At 33.3% G+C, this 20109-nt stretch carries 20 protein-coding genes; 1 reads left to right on the top strand and 19 read right to left on the bottom strand.

Annotated features, from left to right (window positions below; all coding sequences use genetic code 11):
- The first annotated feature begins 147 nt into the window (after positions 1–147).
- Positions 148–1038 (top strand): ion transporter, encoded by an 891-nt coding sequence (locus QVA17_RS08050; RefSeq protein WP_287387706.1) that lies wholly within the window; start codon positions 148–150, stop codon positions 1036–1038.
- Between the two features lie 79 nt (positions 1039–1117).
- On the opposite strand, the gene QVA17_RS08045 is transcribed toward QVA17_RS08050, so the two are convergent.
- From QVA17_RS08045 to QVA17_RS07955, 19 genes are all read right to left on the bottom strand, one after another.
- On the bottom strand, positions 1118–1828 hold the full coding sequence (locus tag QVA17_RS08045; RefSeq protein WP_287387704.1) for a hypothetical protein: 711 nt from the start codon (positions 1826–1828) through the stop codon (positions 1118–1120).
- Positions 1815–2657, bottom strand: coding sequence for an ABC transporter ATP-binding protein (locus QVA17_RS08040; RefSeq protein ID WP_287387702.1), 843 nt, complete (start codon positions 2655–2657; stop codon positions 1815–1817). The genes QVA17_RS08045 and QVA17_RS08040 overlap by 14 nt, the downstream gene beginning before the upstream one ends.
- A 134-nt stretch (positions 2658–2791) precedes the next feature.
- The gene (locus QVA17_RS08035) at positions 2792–4108 is read right to left on the bottom strand and encodes an MATE family efflux transporter (protein ID WP_287387700.1); all 1317 of its coding nucleotides are present in this window, start codon (positions 4106–4108) and stop codon (positions 2792–2794) included.
- A gap of 175 nt (positions 4109–4283) precedes the next feature.
- Entirely contained in the window at positions 4284–5564 is a 1281-nt protein-coding gene (gene hisS / locus QVA17_RS08030) for a histidine--tRNA ligase (RefSeq protein ID WP_287387698.1), read from the bottom strand.
- Positions 5565–5714: 150 nt separating this feature from the next.
- On the bottom strand, positions 5715–6245 hold the full coding sequence (locus QVA17_RS08025; protein WP_287387696.1) for a hypothetical protein: 531 nt from the start codon (positions 6243–6245) through the stop codon (positions 5715–5717).
- Positions 6232–6900, bottom strand: a complete 669-nt coding sequence (locus QVA17_RS08020; protein WP_287387695.1) for an ABC transporter ATP-binding protein — start codon at positions 6898–6900, stop codon at positions 6232–6234. Before QVA17_RS08020 ends, QVA17_RS08025 begins: the two co-directional genes overlap by 14 nt.
- A 39-nt stretch (positions 6901–6939) precedes the next feature.
- A complete protein-coding gene (locus QVA17_RS08015; RefSeq protein ID WP_287387692.1) occupies positions 6940–7314 on the bottom strand; it encodes a GntR family transcriptional regulator in 375 nt (124 codons plus the stop codon).
- A gap of 10 nt (positions 7315–7324) precedes the next feature.
- Positions 7325–7978 (bottom strand): hypothetical protein, encoded by a 654-nt coding sequence (locus tag QVA17_RS08010; protein ID WP_287387690.1) that lies wholly within the window; start codon positions 7976–7978, stop codon positions 7325–7327.
- Positions 7978–8835, bottom strand: coding sequence for an ABC transporter ATP-binding protein (locus QVA17_RS08005; RefSeq protein WP_287387688.1), 858 nt, complete (start codon positions 8833–8835; stop codon positions 7978–7980). The genes QVA17_RS08010 and QVA17_RS08005 overlap by 1 nt, the downstream gene beginning before the upstream one ends.
- Before the next feature lie 819 nt (positions 8836–9654).
- Positions 9655–10932 (bottom strand): phosphoribosylamine--glycine ligase, encoded by a 1278-nt coding sequence (gene purD, locus QVA17_RS08000; protein ID WP_287387686.1) that lies wholly within the window; start codon positions 10930–10932, stop codon positions 9655–9657.
- A 106-nt stretch (positions 10933–11038) separates the two neighbouring features.
- Complete coding sequence (purN, locus tag QVA17_RS07995; RefSeq protein ID WP_287387683.1) at positions 11039–11629, bottom strand: phosphoribosylglycinamide formyltransferase; 591 nt, start codon at positions 11627–11629, stop codon at positions 11039–11041.
- Entirely contained in the window at positions 11623–12648 is a 1026-nt protein-coding gene (purM, locus tag QVA17_RS07990; RefSeq protein ID WP_287387680.1) for a phosphoribosylformylglycinamidine cyclo-ligase, read from the bottom strand. The genes purN and purM overlap by 7 nt, the downstream gene beginning before the upstream one ends.
- Positions 12649–12801: 153 nt before the next feature.
- Positions 12802–13308, bottom strand: a complete 507-nt coding sequence (purE, locus tag QVA17_RS07985) for a 5-(carboxyamino)imidazole ribonucleotide mutase (RefSeq protein ID WP_027430331.1) — start codon at positions 13306–13308, stop codon at positions 12802–12804.
- Between the two features lie 201 nt (positions 13309–13509).
- Positions 13510–14874, bottom strand: coding sequence for a sensor histidine kinase (locus QVA17_RS07980; RefSeq protein WP_287387677.1), 1365 nt, complete (start codon positions 14872–14874; stop codon positions 13510–13512).
- Positions 14875–14877: 3 nt separating this feature from the next.
- On the bottom strand, positions 14878–15585 hold the full coding sequence (locus tag QVA17_RS07975) for a response regulator transcription factor (protein ID WP_287387674.1): 708 nt from the start codon (positions 15583–15585) through the stop codon (positions 14878–14880).
- 71 nt (positions 15586–15656) lie between these two features.
- Positions 15657–16196 (bottom strand): UBA/TS-N domain protein, encoded by a 540-nt coding sequence (locus QVA17_RS07970; protein ID WP_287387671.1) that lies wholly within the window; start codon positions 16194–16196, stop codon positions 15657–15659.
- A 190-nt stretch (positions 16197–16386) separates the two neighbouring features.
- Entirely contained in the window at positions 16387–17244 is an 858-nt protein-coding gene (locus QVA17_RS07965; RefSeq protein ID WP_287387669.1) for an aldo/keto reductase, read from the bottom strand.
- Positions 17245–17410: 166 nt separating this feature from the next.
- Positions 17411–19564: a hypothetical protein gene (locus tag QVA17_RS07960; RefSeq protein WP_287387667.1), complete on the bottom strand. Its 2154-nt coding sequence runs from the start codon at positions 19562–19564 to the stop codon at positions 17411–17413.
- A gap of 365 nt (positions 19565–19929) precedes the next feature.
- Positions 19930–20109, bottom strand: a 180-nt coding sequence (locus tag QVA17_RS07955) for an LPXTG cell wall anchor domain-containing protein (protein ID WP_287387665.1), incomplete at its 5' end; no start/stop codon positions are given.

The raw sequence follows: 20109 nt of genomic DNA, 5'->3' as shown, positions 1-20109 counted from the left end.
ATATTTTTTAACTTGTCTATTATTTACAAAAGTACGCTCTTAATTATTAGTTACATTTTTCCGATATAATCTCTAGAGAATTGGGTTCGTGATTAATTAGATAATTTATTAGATACTTATAGAAGAAATTTATAATGGGGGATAATTATGAAAACTATTACTTCAAGCAAAATTCATATAATTCGAGAGAACATCTTCTATGCTATTGAGCCAACAGTTACGGATAATACCTCAAAGCTTAATCTTTATGACTGGATTATGCTGATTTCAATAATTCTTGGTATTGTACCACTAGCTTTTAAATACTCGACTCCAAGGCTTAGTGTACTTGATAAAACTGTTGCTGGCATTTTTATATTTGATTATGTCTTAAGATTTTCTACCGCTGATTTTAAATTTAATGAATTTAAGATAAGATCATTTTTAAGATATCCTTTTACAATTAATGCAATTATTGACCTTGTTACCATACTTCCTGCCTTCACTTTTCTTAGTAACAATTTAAAGCTATTACGTATTTTTAGATTCGCAAGGCTTCTAAGAATATTTAGAATTTTCCGCTATTCAAGGACTATTCGTCTTGTAAAAAATGTACTTAAAAATCAAAAAGGTGCCCTTGCTTCTGTATTTACCTTAGCCGTTGCCTATATATTAATTTCTGCGACTCTAATATTTAACTTAGAGCCTGATAGTTTCGAGGACTATTTTGATGCTGTTTACTGGTCTTGTCTTACTCTTACAACTGTAGGTTATGGAGACATCTATCCTATAACCGATCTTGGTAGACTTATTGCCATGATTAGTTCCTTCTTTGGCATTGCCATGGTTGCCATGCCAAGTGGTATTATTACAGCAGGAATTATGAATGAATTAAATAAGGAAAAAGACCACGAAGAAGAGGATGAATTTGAAAAACTTAAGGAGTCCCTTCTTAATGGCACTTATAATGCCGAAGAATATGAGAAAGTACATGAAAAATATGAAATTAAAAAAAGCGGTTGGGGATACATTTTCCATAAGCTCTTTAGTAGGTATTGAAAAAATAAGACATACTGTTTTGAATAAGCACATATTGTATTGAAGAAATAAGACATGCCATAATATGACATGTCTTTTCTTACGCTGATATGCTTCTTATTATTGACTTTGTATTAAAGCTCTTTATAAACACTAAAAGTACTATCAAAAAATTAACAGCCATCCAAATAACATCATGTATAGTATAGCTACATGTATTCATCACCTTAAGCAATATCCCCGTAAATAAATACTTAGAGAAAAAATCTATGTTGGGTTTAATTAGTTCTATATTAGGTAAGAAAAATAAAACCAATACTGTTGGTACTGCAATTGGTGCCACATTAGTTTGATTCTTTGCCATTCTACCAATTATCGCTCCTATTTGCATTGATATAATACTTACAACATATATAAAAATACATATAATAAAATCATCAAAATTCTTTGTAGCTCCTGCCATATCAAATATAAGAATTCCAGCTATAATAAAGCCTAACAAAACGAATGTTACACCTATAAAGTACTCAATTGAAGTCACACCTGACATAACTAGTAATTTCAATGTACCTTTTTCTTTTTCCTCTGCTACAAGAGTAGCCATAACCAACAATGGAACTAGTATTACATATATCAGAATAAATGGGGCGCCGTCAGAACTAAAAATGTCACTTGATATCAAATTAGCTATAATATAAATAGCTGGAAAAATAAAGAAAATAAGCATTGTTCTCTTATTTCTTAAAAAATCCATTAATTGTTTAAATGCCAATGCTTTAAATGTTAGCCTTATTCTATTAATTATCATCACAACTTAACCTCTTTAATTTTATAAATATATCTTCTAACGAAACAGTTTCTGAATTAATATAAAAAGAATTATTAGACTTAATCGCATCAATTAATTCCTTCTTATCTTTATTTATATCGTATTCCATTTTAACGCCATTATCATCCACAAAACTAACTCTTTTATTTAATTCATATTTCTGTTTAATAGCATTGATATTACCATATTCAACTAACTCACCATTAAATAAAAATCCAACCTTATCACATATTTTCTCCACTTCTTGCATATTATGAGAGGTTAGAAAAATAGTTGTTCCTTCGTCTTTTATTTTCAAAAAAATTTCTTGAATATCTTTAGCAGTAGCAGGATCTAATCCTCTAGTTGGCTCATCTAAAAATAAAATCCTTGGTGAATGCAAAATGCCACGTGCTATCATCAATCGTTGTCTCATTCCACTAGATAATTTATAAACAGCCTTATTAGCATCATCTTTTAGTCCTACCATTTCTAATTTTTCCATTATATTCAAAACATTCACATTATGAATCATTGACATTATCTTAAGATTTTCATAGCAAGTTAATCTCTCATATAAACCAATGGAATCCATTACAAATCCTATTTGTTCATAAAATGCTTTTCCCTTAGGCACTTCATTAAATACCTTAACCTTGTCTTTTGAAAATAATTGACCTGTTAATAGTTTTATTATAGTTGTTTTTCCAGCTCCAGAAGGCCCTATAAGACCAAATATTTCTCCTTCATCTATCTTTAAATCTATATTCTTAAGAATGTTATTCTTATTATCATAGGAAAAATTAAGATTATTTATCTCTATAACCGCCATTACGACTCCTTTAAAAAACTATCTATCATAATCTATCTCTAAAAAGAAACAACATCATATTAACACTCAGAAACTACATATCCAATTAAAATTTGATTAAATTCAAAAAATTATTTATTAAATATATTTTTATTCTATTTTATCATCAACTTCTTTCTTAGCATAATTGCAACATAAATAGCTACAATAAATTCAGCCACTGGAATTGCAATCCATACTCCATTAATTCCAAAAATAAATGGAAGTAACATAACTAATAGTCCATTTACAAAAAAGCCTCTAGCTAGGGAAACTACTAGGGATACCCTTAATCTATTCACGGCCTGGAAATAGTAAGTTGAAGCGATGTTAAACATAAGAAAAATTAAATCTAGGCAGTAAAGTCTAATTGCTCCTGCACCAATTGCGTAAACTTCGGCAGTTGGCTTCATATATAATCTAAGTAATGCATTAGGGAAAAGCATTGCAATTATACAAAAGAAAATTCCACCAACTAAGGCAGTTGTTAGCATTACACGTCTTGCCCCAATAACTCTTTTAGCATTTCCAGCACCATAATTAGTTGAGATAATAGCCTGTCCTGACTCGCCTACTGCATAACTTGCTGACTGAACTGCTGTTACATATGAGCTAATTACGCCATAAACTGCTAGGGCTGTCTCTCCTGAATAACGCATAATCTGGTTATTTACAAGGATTGTTACAACGCCAATAGCAATATCTACAATAAAGGTTGCGCTACCTGTAGAAACTACCTGTCTTATTCTCTTTCCTAATTTTAAGTCTTTAAAGTTTAGTCTTAGCTTACATTTTTTTGAAAAAATGTGACACAATAATATTATTATGCAAATTAGCTGACCTATTGCTGTTGCAAGGCTAGCGCCAAGAATTCCCATATCAAGGCCAAAAACAAAATAAATATCTCCAAATACATTAAATACACCACCTGCAATTACTGCAACGGTTGTAATAAAAGGCTTTCCATCAACTCTTACAAGGGGAATTAACATTTGCCCTATCACAAAAAGTGGAGATGCAAAGGCTATGTAAAAACAGTACTTAGTCGATAAATCAAGAACTGCGCCTCGACCTCCCGATAAATAAAGCAATTCTCTTGCCCAAAGGTTATATACTATAAAAATAATTGCTGAGGCAATCACTGATAATATCACTGACGTAGTAAAATATTTATTAGATTCTTCAAATTTCCCGGCACCTCTTCGCTGCGCTAAAAGTACCGAACCACCTATACCAAAGCATATTCCAAGAGCATACATAATTGACCACATGGGCATAAAATTTGCTACCGCCGCAGTACCGTTTGGTCCTTCGTATCGCCCAATTACGATTGTATCAACTAAAGCATAAATTGAAACTATAAGAGCGCTGCCAAAAGCAGCTGCTAAGTACTTAAAATAAATCTTATTAATTTTTCCTGTTAATAAATCCATACGTTACCTCTTTTTGTTTAATTTATTCTCTTATCTAATGTTACAAAAAAGCACCGGAAAAGATAAACAGAATAACTCTGTCATCTTATCCGGCGCGTAATCTTCCTTTACACATCCTCCGATGAACAATAACTATTATACATAATTATTTTTTTATAGCAAGAATTATTTAATTCTAGTTGTCCTCGCCAAAGAAACTGATATCTTCGCCATTGCTTACATTTACAAAGCCCTTATATCCTCTTTCTTCAAGCTTTCCAAGGAACTTACCCATCTTCTTAGGCTTAAGATATAATGAGCAGCTCTTGCCTTCAGCTCTATACTTTTCAGCAATCTTATAAGCCTTAACAACTTCGCCCTCATCATACATAATTGCAATTCTTTCTGGACGAGACTTAGCGTCTACACCATTTTCCATAAGGATTGAGAAAATTCTTTCAAAACCGATAGAGAAACCAACTGCGCTAACCTGCTGACCTAAGAACTTACCAATAAGGTTATCGTAACGGCCACCACCTGCAATAGCACCCTTAAAATCGATGCTTTCAACTTCAAATACTGTACCTGTGTAGTAACCCTGACCTCTAACTAAAGATAAATCAAATACTACATCAAAGGCATTATCATCTCCTGCAGTCATTTCTTTAACTGTGTTAATGATGTACTTTAAGCTATCTGCTGGTGTCTTATCCTCTAAGATTGCCTCAACTGATTCAAGGCTAATTTCTGAAGGTGATGAAACTCCTGTTAAGAAGTCAGTAAACTTAGTAATTGCAGCCTCATCAAAAGCCTTCTCTACTAATTCAGCCTTAACGCCCTCAAGACCGATCTTGTCCATCTTATCAAATGTAATACAAACACTATCTAAATCTTCATCCTTAAAACCACAATTTGAAAGGAAAGCTCTAAGTAATCTTCTATCGTTAATCTTAACCTTGAAGTTCTTCATACCGATTCTCTTTAAAGCCTTAGTTGTTGTAAGAATAAGCTCAACCTCTGAATCTCTTGAATCAGAACCAATAATATCAATATCACACTGAACAAATTCTCTTAAACGACCTTTCTGTGGTCTTTCAGCTCTATAAACTCTATCCATCTGGATACACTTCATTGGAAGTGATAACTTCTCCTTATTGTTAGCAAAATATCTACTTAAAGGAAGAGTTAAGTCATATCTAAGACCCATATCTGCAAGTACGTTCTCGTTCTTAGATGTAACACCTGAAGCAATAGCCTTATCAAGCTTATCGCCTCTCTTCATAATCTTAAAAATAAGATTTAAGTTATCTCCACCCTCTGACTTATCAAGATTCTCAATATCTTCAATAGCTGGTGTTGTAATATGTTCAAATCCGTTAGCAACGTAAGTTTGTAAAATTTCATTCTGTAAATAATCTCTAATTTCCACTTCATTAGGTAGGTAATCGTTAGTACCCTTAACTGATGTAATCTTCATATTTCGGATCCTTTCTTATTTCATCTATACTTTGCACTATCGCCTAGTCCTATATATTCTACAACAAAGCTCTTAAGATTTCTAGACTTAATTTATCGTGTTAGCAAGCTAAATTATTTTTATTTAGCATATACAAACATAAGTCAATATTTATACTGCTCTAGCAATTAAAATATAATCCAAGATTTCTGAAAGCATTAGCAACACATTCATAAGAAGATATACTAATAACCTCATAAGATAAAAATGTAAAGTACCTACTAAGACAAAAAATCCTAATATCAAAAAGAATACTAAAGAAGTCCATATTATAAACTTTACATGATAATAAAAACAAAGTTTATAATAATTCTTTAAACTAAATGGAGATAACAATATTAACTGACTAATCATGGTAATTTTATATAATCTTAGTTGCTTGGCCTGAAAATTATTGTTATGAAATAAAACTCTTTTGTCGTTATTAAAAAATGTTTTCCCCAAATAAAAAAATATAAATACAATGACTATAACGCTATTTAATTCTTCTTGTGTGCCAACATAAAGAAGCATAAAAAAAATAAAAGAGCTAATAAATACATAGGCTAATAATTTTTGTAAGACTCTATAACTATAATCTTTATTCACTTCTTGTATTAAATCATCAATTTCACACATTTCCTTATTTTTAAAAATATTCATAACTTTTCTCCTCTACATTTTCTTTAAATTCACCAAAAACTCCATCTTTAATTACTGCGAAGAAATCAGTATTTCTCTTTATTTCTTCATAATCATGACTAGTTAGTAAAACTGTTAAGCCATCAACTAAGCCTTCTCTAATTAAGTCATACATTTCCTTTTTGAAAACTGCATCAAGACCTGCACTTGCTTCATCCATAATTAAGAGTTCTACTTTATGGGCAAATGCAAAAGCTAACTGGGCTTTTATCTTTTCACCTCTAGAATAATCCATATAATTAGTGTTTAAATTAATTCCTAATTTTTTTGTCATTTCTTCCCATATTTCCTTATCAAAATCACTATAGGCCATAGAAAAAAGTCTAGCATTTTCAGCCATACTTCTATCATCTATAAAATAAAAATCTTCAGAGATATAGCCTATCTTATTAATTACAGATCTTCTGTTTTTCTTTATATCAAATCCGGAAAATAAAACATCTCCCTTATATGGCCAATTTTCAAAATATAATGATTTTAGAAGAGTAGATTTACCTGCACCATTTTTACCAACCAAGCCGTAAACATAGCCTTTTTCAAGGGCAAAATTTATATTTTCTAATTTGAATTTCTTATTCTTAACAGTTACATTTTTAAGTTCAAGTATCTTATTCATAATATCCTATCCTTCTATACTGATTTGTTCATGTCCTTTTTATTCATATAGTGCCTTTATCATCTCAATAAAATCTTCCAAACTTAGTCCTGCAGCCTTAGCTTCAGCTATGACCTCTTGTGACATTTTCTCAATAATCATTAACTGCTTCTCTTTTAAATAATCTGTATTGTATTCGCAAACATAAAAGCCTTTTCCTGCCACTGACCTTACAAGCCCTTCCTTTTCAAGTTCTTCATAAGCTCTTTTTGTTGTAATAACGCTTACGCCTAAATCTGCGGCAAGACGTCTAATTGAAGGTAGCGCTTCATTTGCCTTTAAATCTCCAGAAACTATGGCATTCTTTAACTGCATCACTATCTGCTCATAAATTGCAAGAGTGCCCTGGGGAGATATCTTTATTGTCAAATCCATATAATCACCTCTACTTAGCCTTTTTTATTTCTTTATAAGTCATAGCATAATCAAATTCTTCTATTATCTTTTTCTTACAGCTATAAGCTACTGGTATAATGAAAATACACATTATAAGCCACATAAACACATGCACTGATATTCTTGTTTCATAAAACATATCCACCTCAATTAGTTGAGTTATAAAACATGCTACAACTACCATTACAAATCTTACGGAAACATATTCATTAAAGCCCTTTGGTATAATCATAAAACTTAAGATTATTACATTTAATAGCATAAAAGCTGCTGTAAAAATATTAACTCTAGCCATTATTAAAACAAGGCATAAAGGAATAATTCCTATAATTAAATGTATCTTTACAGCAAATAAATAATTAGATACTATAGTTTTTCTTCTCTCTTCTAATGTCATTGGCAAAAGATAAAATACCTTGTCATAGTCTATTTTGTGAAAAAACATAGAAGCTACAATTAAAAACATGGGTAATAGCACCCCAAATAAACCTAAAAACACTGAGTTTGAAAAAAAATCATCACCGTGATCATTTATTCTATCTATAACTAAGATTAGCCATATAAAACAAATTCCAAGGCCACGATCATTTATTATTTTTCTTAATTTAAAACCTGATAAATACACTCTAAATTTCTCTTTCATTATTCTGCCTCCTTAGTGTAAAAATACATAAAGTCTTCTATTGTTGCCGGACTAAATTCTAAGTGATTCATGTATCTTTCATCTAAATCCTTATTAATTAAATCCATATCAAACATAGCTTTTGTCGAATATTTACTAACTTCCTTTGATAAAAGGGCTTTCTTAGTTAATCTATCTATATAGAATTCTTCTCCTACTGCTAACTTATACTTATCTCTAAAGCTTTCTAAATCTCCCATATAGACTTTCTTTCCTTCATGAATAAATAACAGGTAATCGCCTAATCTATCTATTTCAGAAGTTATATGAGTTGCAAATATTACTGTATGCTTTCCATCTGACATTAATTTATTTATTTCTTCATGAAATGCCTTCTGAAATTCTGGATCAAAGTTAGCCGTTGGCTCATCGAGAATTAAATATTTAGGTCTTGTACTAATTGCAAATGCAAACTGTACTTTTAACTTCTCACCTCTTGATAACTTATCAATAGCAATATTAGGATTAACTCTATACTTATTCAGTAAACACAAGAAACTAGTCATGTTAAATCCTGTATAATATCTCCCATAAATAAGGCCATTTTCCTTAGCTGTACAATAGCCATCTAATAAACCATCTTCAGATACTAAGGCGATTCTACTATAAATTTCCTTGTTATCTTTATCATATTCTAATCCATCTATTACTACTTTACCCTCATCCGGACTCATTAAACCTGTTATTAAATTAAGCAAGCTTGTCTTACCAGAACCATTCCTACCAATAAGTCCACATATATATCCTTCAGGGATTTCAAAGGACATGTCTAGTTGCATATTTCCAAGCTTCTTCTTTAAATCCTTAATTTCTATCATATAAACTCCTTCTTGCTTGTGTAGTAGATATTGCAGCAAATGCTGCAATATCTAACAGCTGTATCTGCTGTGTACACTTCTGTGTGCACTTCTGTGTACATCTACTGTATATATTAATATATACGCTCTATAAACAGATATGTCAAGGGGTGTGGGGTAATATAGGTGGAGTTTGTGTAGTGGGGAGTGTGTTTTATGGGGTCATTCTTTCCATATGTCGTCATCAACTGTTCTATGTCTCTTTAATTCTTATAATATCTTAAGCATTACATGCAAAGCGCTCTTTTTCTTTAGTTGACCGTATGTGATAAAGTTTAAGATTTTTAAGTCCTACAGGTAATTCACCAAGAATTCTTATTTGACCGTATTGGCCTGTATAGCCTTTCGACTCTCTCTACAATCAATCTATAAAAATCCATAAATTGCCTGTATTCTTTAAAGAATGATTAGCAAGTTGGATTAGTTCCACTACAATCAAATTACCATTTTTCCAGAATTACCCGTAGCTTATTAAATTCTTTTTATTACCCCACTACAGTTAAACTCTAGTTTTTCTTACTTTACCTGTAATTATTAAAAAATTAAAGCAAGTTTAATACCCCCAATTCTATAAAATAATCTCATTGACTGTATAGCCAGCAAAAACTTGCTTTCCATATACAGATAAAAACGGAAACTGCCTAAATTGCCTGCAAGAATTTCCAGCCTCCCCTCCAGCCTGCCTCTACTCCTCAACCCAATAAAAAAAGAGTGGCTGCCTTGCAGCCACTCTTGCCTAAAGCCCAAACGTCTTCTATATACACACGTCTAAAGCCTTTATTACATATTCTCTACAGCCTTAGCTATATCAGTTCTCATGTACTTGTTCTCAAACTCAACCCACTGTGTTGCCTCATAAGCCTTACGTCTTGCTTCCTTAAGACTTGAACCTAGAGCTGTTACGCCAAGAACTCTACCACCGTTTGTTACGATCTTGCCTTCTTCATTAAACTTAGTTCCAGCGTGGAATAGGATGTAGTCATCCTTTCCTTCAAACTTCTCCATACCCTTGATTTCAAAGCCCTTCTCGTATGATACTGGATAACCATCAGATGCTAATACAACACAAACACAAGCATCATCAACAAATTCTAAGTCAATCTTATCAAGTGTTCCATCAATACATGCCTCAAATACATCAACAATGTCATTCTTCATTCTTGGAAGTACAACCTGAGCTTCTGGATCACCAAATCTAGCATTATACTCTAATACTCTTGGTCCCTTTGGAGTAAGCATAAGACCAAAGAAGATAACTCCCTTGAATTCTCTGCCTTCCTTAGCCATAGCATCTACAGTTGCCTGATATACATACTTCTTGCAGAAGTCATCAACTTCATCTGTATAGAAAGGTGATGGACAGAAGTTACCCATACCACCTGTATTTAAGCCTTCATCATTATCCTTAGCTCTCTTATGGTCTTGAGCAGAAGCCATAATCTTAATAGTCTTACCATCTACGAAAGAAAGAACTGAAACTTCACGACCTGTCATGAATTCTTCAATTACGATTCTATCACCTGCTGAACCAAACTTCTTATCAAGCATAAGTTCATCAACACCAGCTAGAGCCTCTTCCTTAGTTTCACAGATTAAAACACCCTTACCTAAAGCCAAGCCATCAGCTTTAAGTACGATTGGGAATTCTGCCTCTTCTTCTAAGTATTTCTTAGCTGCGTCTGCTGAATTAAATGTTTCATAAGCAGCTGTTGGAATATTGTATTTCTTCATTAAGTCCTTAGAAAATGCCTTGCTACCCTCAAGGATTGCTGCATTCTTTCTAGGTCCGAAAACTCTAAGTCCTTCCTTCTCAAATTCATCAACAATACCGCCAACTAAAGGATCATCCATACCAATAACTGTAAGGTCTATTTCCTTCTCCTTAGCAAAAGCTACTAGCTTATCAAATTCCATAGCCTTAATATCAACGCATTCTGCAACACTTGCAATACCTGCATTACCTGGTGCACAGTAAATCTTATCAACCTTAGCACTCTTAGATAATTTCCAACAAATTGCATGCTCTCTTCCGCCGCTACCTACAACTAAAACCTTCATAATTTTTCCTTCCCAATTCCTGTTTTATTTTTTAGACCTATCCAAACTTTAAAATAGGGGTCAAAGGCCAAAAGCCTTTGGCCCCGTAAATTAACCTAAGCACAGGTTAACTATTCAAAGCTATCTTATTAATTGCTGCTGGAAGTAACTTCCATTCAGCCTCTTCCATTATTCTTCTTTGTAAAGTCTCTGGAGTATCATCTTCCTTAACCTCAACAGCCTTTTGGAAAATAATTTCTCCTGTGTCCATGCCTTCATCTACGTAATGAACTGTTGCACCTGAAACCTTAACTCCCTTAGCAAGGGCTGCTTCATGAACCTTAAGTCCGTAGTAACCTACTCCACAAAATGATGGAATAAGTGATGGATGGATATTAATGATTCTATGAGAAAATTCATGAACCATCTTTTCTGGAATTCTAACTAAGAAACCTGCAAGTACTACTAAATCAGTTTCAAGCTCCTTAACCTTAGCTAAAAGTGCATCGTTAAAGATTTCTCTTGATTCATAGTCCTTAGGAGAAATGCAAAAGCTAGGAATATTAGCTTTTTTTGCTCTCTCAAGGGCATAAGCTCCTGCATTATTAGAAATAACACCTACAAGCTTAGTATTCTTAATTGTTCCATTATTAACTGAATCTATAATTGCCTGAAGATTAGTTCCGCCACCTGAAACTAAGACAGTTACTCTTAGCATACAGTAACTCCCTTCTCTCCTTCTTCAATCTGACCGATTACATAAGCTTCTTCGCCTGCTGCCTTTAAAGCCTCTAATGTCTTATCAGCATCAGCTGGATCTACTGCAAGAACCATACCAATACCCATGTTGAATGTGTTATACATCATCTTTTCTTCGATGTCACCGTCATTCTGAAGCATCTTAAAGATTGCTGGTACTTCATAAGAATCCTTCTTAACTACAGCTCTTACACCATCGTGAAGCATTCTTGGGATATTTTCATAGAAACCGCCACCAGTAATATGAGAACAGCCCTTAATCTTAACGCCAGCATTCTTAACGCTCTTTAAAGCCTTAACATAGATCTTAGTTGGAGCAATTAATGCTTCTCCTAATGTCTTACCAAGTGAGTCATAGTATGTGTTAAGAGATTCCTCTGTAATTGTAAATACTGAACGTACAAGTGAGAAACCGTTTGAGTGAACACCGCTTGATGTAATACCAATAAGTGTATCACCAGCCTTAATGTCCTTACCTGTAATTAAATCCTTCTCATCAACGATACCAACTGCAAAACCAGCTAAATCGTATTCATCAACTGGATAGAAACCTGGCATTTCAGCTGTTTCACCACCAATAAGTGCACATTCTGACTGAAGACATCCTTCTGCAACACCCTTAACGATAGTAGCAATCTTTTCAGGTTCGTTCTTACCACAAGCTACATAGTCAAGGAAGAATAAAGGTTCTCCACCTGCACAAGCAATATCGTTAACACACATAGCAACACAGTCAATACCTACTGTATCATGCTTATCAAGTGTGAAAGCAATCTTAAGCTTTGTACCAACACCATCTGTACCTGAAACTAATGTAGGCTTTTCCATTCCCTTGAACTTCTCTAAAGAAAATGCTCCTGAGAAACCACCAAGACCACCAAGTACCTCAGGTCTCATTGTCTTAGCAACGTGCTCCTTCATAAGCTCTACTGCCTTGTAACCTGCCTCAATATCAACACCAGACTTTTTGTAATCCATTTTCATACCTCATTCTTTATAAATAATTTTTTATTTGCCTAAGCTTTAAGCAAATGTGTCTATCATTCACACAAATCTCTTTGTGTAAATTACCTTTTAAATTGCCAACTGTAATCTACCCTAAATTACTTATTATAAATCACTTATCGTAAATTACTTTGTGTAATTCTTATATCCTACTTCCTGTAGTTTAGCGTCTTTAGCCTGAACGCCTTCCTTCATCTCTTTAGTATAATCTTTTAACTTTGATAATAATTGTGAATCAGATGTAGCTAAGATCTTAGCAGCGAGAATACCTGCATTAGCACCACCATTAATTGCAACAGTTGCAACTGGAATGCCTGAAGGCATCTGTACGATTGAATATAGCGAATCTCTTCCGCCGAGGGAAGTTGTATGCATTGGGATACCAATAACTGGCATAGGGAAAATAGCCGCGCACATACCCGGTAAATGAGCTGCCATACCTGCTCCTGCAATAATTACTTTAAATCCTTTCTCCTCTGCAGTCTTTGCGTAATCAAAAAATACGTCAGGTTCTCTGTGGGCTGAGATAATTGTCATCTCATATGAAATGCCGAACTTCTCAAGGATGTCTGCTGCCTTAGCCATAACAGGCATATCAGAATCACTACCCATGACAATTCCAACTAATGCCATAGTCTTCGTTCCTCCTAATTTTTATAAAATTTATCGTCTAAATGACAAAATATGGTGTTTTGTGATTTTGTTAATAATTCTTGCGGATTATCAAAACCTCAAAACACCATAATATTTTACTTGCTTTTACAATGACCGTCAAGGTAAAACCCGGGGCATTATCTGATTATTTGCAATCAATTTCAATCAAAGTCAAGACAACTAAGGAAAGCTTATCATAAACCTAGTTCCAAACTCTTCTCTTGAAAGGACATCAATCCTGCCCTCATGGGCATCCACTATCCACTTTGCTATAGAAAGACCAAGTCCTGTGCCGCCAGTTTCCGAATTTCTAACCCCATCGGTTCTATAAAATCTCTCAAAGATATGTCCCACTTCACTAGCCTTCATGCCAATTCCCTCATCCTGGATTAAGAAACCCTTAAAGGCCGTTTCTGCATTTTCATAATAAGAAAGCCTAATAGTTGAGCCCTCCCCTGAGTACTTGGCCGCATTAGATAAGAAGATTCTAGCCGCCTGCTTTAGCATCCCATAATCACCATTATATTTATGAAAATGTGTCTCATAAAGCCTATCTCTTGCTTCATCACTAAGGCCATCAGCCCTTGCTAGCACTTCCTCTATAGCCTCACAGTTATCTAATTTGTACTGATGTTTTTCATCTATCATAAGAGACTCTTCCCAAAGATCGTGTAACATTTCCTCAAAGAAGAGATCTCGCCTGTTTAGGCTATTTCTGCCACTATCACCTCTTGCAAGGAAGAGAAGCTGCTCAATAAGTTCCTTCATGTGTTCTGACTCATTTTTTAGAGCCTCCACCGCTTCATTTAGTATCTCTGGATCGTCTTTGCCCCATCTATCAAGCATATTTACATAGCCCTGAATTACTGCGATTGGAGTTCTAAGCTCATGAGAGGCATCCGATACAAATCGCACCTGACTTTTCTTTGCTTCCTGAATCTTTGTAATCAAACTATTTAAAGCTATCTCTAAGCTCTCAAGATCTTTGTCGCCTGTTTTTATAGATGTAACCGACTCATCTGCCTGCATTAGCACCTTTTCCAGATGTTCAAGACTATCGGAATTTGTTCCATTTGCCAAAGCCTCCGCCTTAATAGCCAGCTCGTTAAAGGGCCTAAGGGACTTTCTAATTCTTCTTGTATTAAGAGTCATCTGGGAAATGTAAATAAGCTCCGCTACTAGGCAAACACATGCCATCAAACGAAATGGATTGTAAAAATCCCTAATGTAATATCTGTATTCTTTAGTTCCTCTGTCATCGTTAAAAGTTACATTTACATATAAATAAGCACTGTTATAGAAGTTTCCGCTATCATCCCTATTAATCCTAATGGCATTAACTTCCTGCTCGTAGTTTGTCACCTTGTTAACCACATCGTAGACATTTAGTTCTGAAGCCTCTAGGCAGGTGTAGATAAATACAAAAAAACTGGCTACAAGGATAGCGATATCCATGATAATTAGTTGTTTAACCGAGTTTAGCCATATTTTCCAATTTATCTTTCTTGCAATAGATGTGGTCTTTTTATTCTTCTCGTTTTCCATATTCTATTCCTTTATTGCGTAACCCACGCCGCGAATGGTCTGAATTAGCTTTATCTGGTATTTGTCATCAATTTTAGTTCTTAGGTAACGAACATAGACGTCAATTATGTTAGTTTCCCCCATATAGTCGTATCCGCAGACTTTATTTAGAAGCTGTTCACGGTTTAGAACGATATTTTTATTCTCCATAAGAGTCTTTAATAACTCAAACTCCCTATTGGTAAGCTCCACAACATCCCCTTTTACCAAAACCTCGTGTCTTGGCACGCTTAAATCTACTCCTTTTATTGAAAATGTAACATCTAGGTCTTCTTTTGCATGTCCCGTATTTGTCACATTTTCAGAAAGATTATTGTGCTTAAGGCTTACACGAATTCTTGCTAGCAGCTCTTCAATAGCAAAGGGCTTTGTTATGTAGTCATCGGCTCCTGCATCAAGACCTGAAACCTTGTCCATTACTGCATCTCTAGCAGTTAACATAATCACAGGAGTTTTAATATTGTTAGCTCTTATGCGGCGCAAAACCTCAAGACCATTAAGGCCTGGCAACATAATGTCTAGCAAAATTAAATCGAAATTGCCTGTAAGTGCCTTCTCAAGCCCTTCTCTACCATCCGTTGAGGAATCCACCTCATAGCCTTCATGTTTTAATTCTAGCTCCACAAATCGAGCGATCTTTACTTCATCTTCTATAATTAGCAACTTACTCATAATCAAAACCCTTTTCTAATCTGTTTACTACTTATTTATCAATTATCAATTACCTATCAATTACCTATTAATTACTTGTTGATATTCTTCTTAAAATCATCCACACCATCAGCCATTTTGTCACATACATCATTTATGTCTACTTTTTCTGAATTTAACCCAACAAAACTGTATCTACACTCAAAAAATAAGCCAATAATTAGAACTGGAACAAAAAACCAGAAGCCTAAAATCATTAATACTACGAAGAAAAATAGTGGAATCCTTGCAAGCTCTGTCCCATGTCTTTTAACTAAAAGGCAAATCTTAAAGCTCTTATCTACAATTTTCTTAGTCCAGTTAAAGAAACTTGATAATATGTCACTAAATTTTTCTTCCTTAACTGACTTCTCGTAATCTGCTTGTGCCTTAGCAAATTTCTCATCTGTTTCATTACTAGCTGAAAAACTTGTATAACTTGCTGTGTAACTATTCTTTATCTTGCCTTCCTTTTCAAGTAGACAGATGGCATCTAAGATGTCGTCGTTGCACTGATCAAGGGCATTTTTAGCATCCTCGTAACTAACTCCTGTCTTTTCAATTATCTTTTCAACTTTCTCTAACTTATCCATAATGATATCTCCTTTATTCTATAATTAATTTTAATATTCCCTAGAAGTTATGTCTATAATTTTCTAAAATAAGTTCAAGAGTGTGCACGTCTCTTTAACTAAGAAATTCATATCCTTAACTTGATTATAGAATACAAGAGTTAAATTAAAGTCAAATGTAACTAAGATTAAAATAAGATTAAGAAATGCATTACACCACATCAAGTCTTACTTTAGAAGTCGGAGCTGGAAATTCATCACAGATTCTTTTGTAGTCCTCGTCTGATAGATAAATATCTCTTACCCTAGCATTTGCTATAACGTGACTTATCTTTCCTGCCTTAGGGATTGCAGATACATTTTCCATACGCATAACAAAGGCAAGTAAAAGCTGCATTACTGTTATATCATAAGCACTAGCAACTTCCTTTAACACTGGATTATCAACTAGTTTATCCTTTAGACTTCCTGCTTGAGCCAAGGGGCAATATGCCATTACAGGAATTCCTTCCTTCTTTAAAAATGGTAATAGCTCGTATTCGATACCTCTTGAGCCTAAATGATACAAAAGCTGATTTACCATACAGTTTTTCCCGGCAGGAATTGCTAATAACTCTTTCATATCATCAATATCAAAATTAGATACACCCCAACGTAAAATCTTACCTTTTTTCACCATTTCTTCCAGTTTGTCAACTGTTTCCTCTAATGGATAATCTCCTCTCCAATGATATAAATATAAATCCAAATAGTCTGTATTTAATCTTTTTAGGCTGGCATCTAAACTAGTTTCTAGTCTATTGCCTCCAGCATTTTCAGGTAAAACCTTTGATACAAGATATAGTTCATTTCTATTTATTCCCTTTATAGCTTCTGCTATTAAGCTTTCACTAGCACCATTGCCATACATTTCAGCTGTATCAATAAGATTTATTCCTTCACTTATTCCGCGTCTTATTGCCTCTATTTCCTCTTCTCTTTTTGACAAATTCATGGCTAGATTCCAGCTACCTAGACCTAATTTAGCTAATTTTGAACCATCTTTCAAAATTAAATCTTTATAAATCATTTTCAAGCTCCTTATGATAAAATATATATATTTGTATTATACAATATATTTTATAAATCGTCTTTATATTAAATCTAAAAAATATAAAAAAAGCCTGAAAGTTTTGAGTAAATCCCAAATCTTTCAGGCATAATTAATTTATTATTGAAGCCCCTTTAAATTAATTTTATAAAGACTTCTTCTTATTATTAAGAATTACTGTTGCAACTAAAAGAATAGATACCAACATTAATACACATAATAGTCTTATTGTTATAGCATTTATATCAGCTGTATTTACCTCTGCTGAATCTGCAGCAACTTCTTGTTCTATAACTAAAGGCTTAATTACTTCTTCGTCTGCTGCTACTTCTTCTGGCTTTACTTCATCCTCATCTGCTGCAATCTCTTCTGGTTTTACTTCATCTTCGTCTGCTGCAATTTCCTCTGGGACAATTAACTTATAGAGAATTTTTACAGTATTTTCTTCCTTAGTAAGACCAAGTTTTTCAGGAGCTAATAATTTTTGAGCTAAATCTTCATAGCCATCTCCTGGATGCTCTTTATTAACTAATACATTAATAATATTTTCATCATCAAGTTGTGTATCATCTTCACTATAAGCAAATTCATTACCATACTTTGATACTCCATCATATGATGAAATCTTTTCCTGCTTAATTTCCTTTGTTACAGGATCAAGAACTTCCTTGTAATACTCTACTACATAAGGAACATCCTTAAGTTTAAATACTACATCAATTACATTTTTGTCTGGATCTGTTGTAATAACACCCTTTTCGTTGTATTTTGTAACTTCACCAGTTTCTTCATAACCCTTTAAGATATCTTCATATTCCTCGCCTAAATCTGTTGTCTTATCTACATAAGGAATTTCTGATTCATATTCTGCCTCACCTTCTTCAGTCTTAAATGGTTCATCTTCTCCTTCTACATAATAATTAACTGTATATGGTAAGATTTTCTTAGTATATAAAACGTTAATTACATTATCTTTTTCAGTGATTGTAAGTCCTGTATTAGTATCTGATTCTTCAATGATAACACCTTCATTATAACCTTCTGGCTGTGAAAGATTTTTATTAACCTCACTAAATGGAACTACAGATAAATATTCTTTTTCTAACACTCTGCTGTCATCATCATAGGCCACAACCTTTAGTTTATTGCTATCACTTATACTATCCTTGTAATATACAATCTTATATGGGTATACACCTTTTGTATATACAATTTTTACTTTATTATACAAACCATTTTTAAATGACTGAATTCTTCCTGTATAATGTTCAGCATCATATGTAATACTATAACGACCTGTATAACCAACTGGTCTAAACTTTTCAATTAATGTTGCGGCATCTTCTAAATTGAACGGTATTTCTGAGTCATATTCAGCTTCACCTATTACAGAAATATCTTTTAATAAGTTTTCATCGCTTTCACTATCCTTATAATATAAAACAGAATATGGATAACTTTCTTTTTCTTTGTAAACTAGATTAATTACATTTTCATCACTATTTGCTGAAACTATAAATTCATCATTTTCATCAAATTCTGTTGCAAATTCTGCATTCTCCTTATATCCATCTGGAATAAATGTATTCTTATTAGGGACATCTTCCTTTTTTATAGCACTACCAACTTCTTGATTTATAAAATGTTCAGTATCAGATCCTAAATAATATAAATAATTACCATTTTCATCTACTGAATCATCTACCTGATCCTTATAATAATTAATAACAACATTTCTTTTATTTACAGGTCCAATTGCTGGTATTGGTATTGACTTAGACCCATAATCTGTTTCAATTTCTAAAGAAGAAGTCTTTGTAATATAAAGGCTTTCATTTTCTGATAAGGAAGCTTCATCAGCAACAGCTTTAAATTTAACTGTTATTTCACTATCAAAATTGTTTAAACATAATTCATAACCTCTTGTATCTGGAAACAAATACCAACTTAAATAGGAAGAATCATCACAATCTACTAAAATGCTTTCTCTCACGTATTTAAAATTACTATCCATATTAACAACGAGATGACAATGTCCAAAAATCACATAATTATCAGGCTTACATTTAATCGTAACAATATAGCTATTATCCTCTCCATCTACTGGCTCATAATCAGTAGTAATACTATATGTTTCGTCTGAAGTATTATTGTTGTCATTATCATTCTCTGCTCCCAAAACTCCTACTGCGCTTGCTTGTCCTACTGATGTCACTAAAGTTGTAAGAACAAAAATAAGTGTAAAGATTAAACATAATAATCTTTTAGACTTAATAAGTCTCCCCTCAATGTTAAACATTTCATATCCTCCTTTATTTAGTTTAATTCGAAATAGTTTCTCTCCAACTTACAATTTGACCGCCCCAATTTCAAATTATAATATTTAATTATCTCGAACCATTAACATGAACAATATTACCCCCTCTATACCCCCTCTCGCACCCCTCTTTTAGGGGGAGATTTTATTTAAAATTTTACAACATTGTTTAATATTGTATACAATATATTGTTAAACTTTACAAATACTATGTTTGTTTGGGACTTACACCCGTTAAAACGCCGCTAGGCACACAACAAAAAAGGCCCTGCCAACTTATTGTTGGCAGAGCCCCTTTTCTTTTAATATATTTCTACATCTAATCTTTATCTTAAAAAGGTGAACTATTAGTCTTCCTTTTTAAAATACTTGTTTCCTGTTACAACTAAGCATCCAGCTGATAACATGATTGCCATAAAGTAGATAAACATATTGTTTGTATCGCCTGTTTGAGCTTCTTCAGCTGCAACTTCTTCAACAATGTCTTCATCAGCTGCTACTTCTGCAACTGGTGCTACTACTGTATC

It is taken from the genome of Lachnospira sp. (genome assembly GCF_016290755.1).
Taxonomy (GTDB): domain Bacteria; phylum Bacillota; class Clostridia; order Lachnospirales; family Lachnospiraceae; genus Lachnospira; species Lachnospira multipara.
The sequence above is the reverse complement of the archived record's forward strand: the minus strand, read 5'-3'. Positions and strand labels throughout refer to the sequence as shown.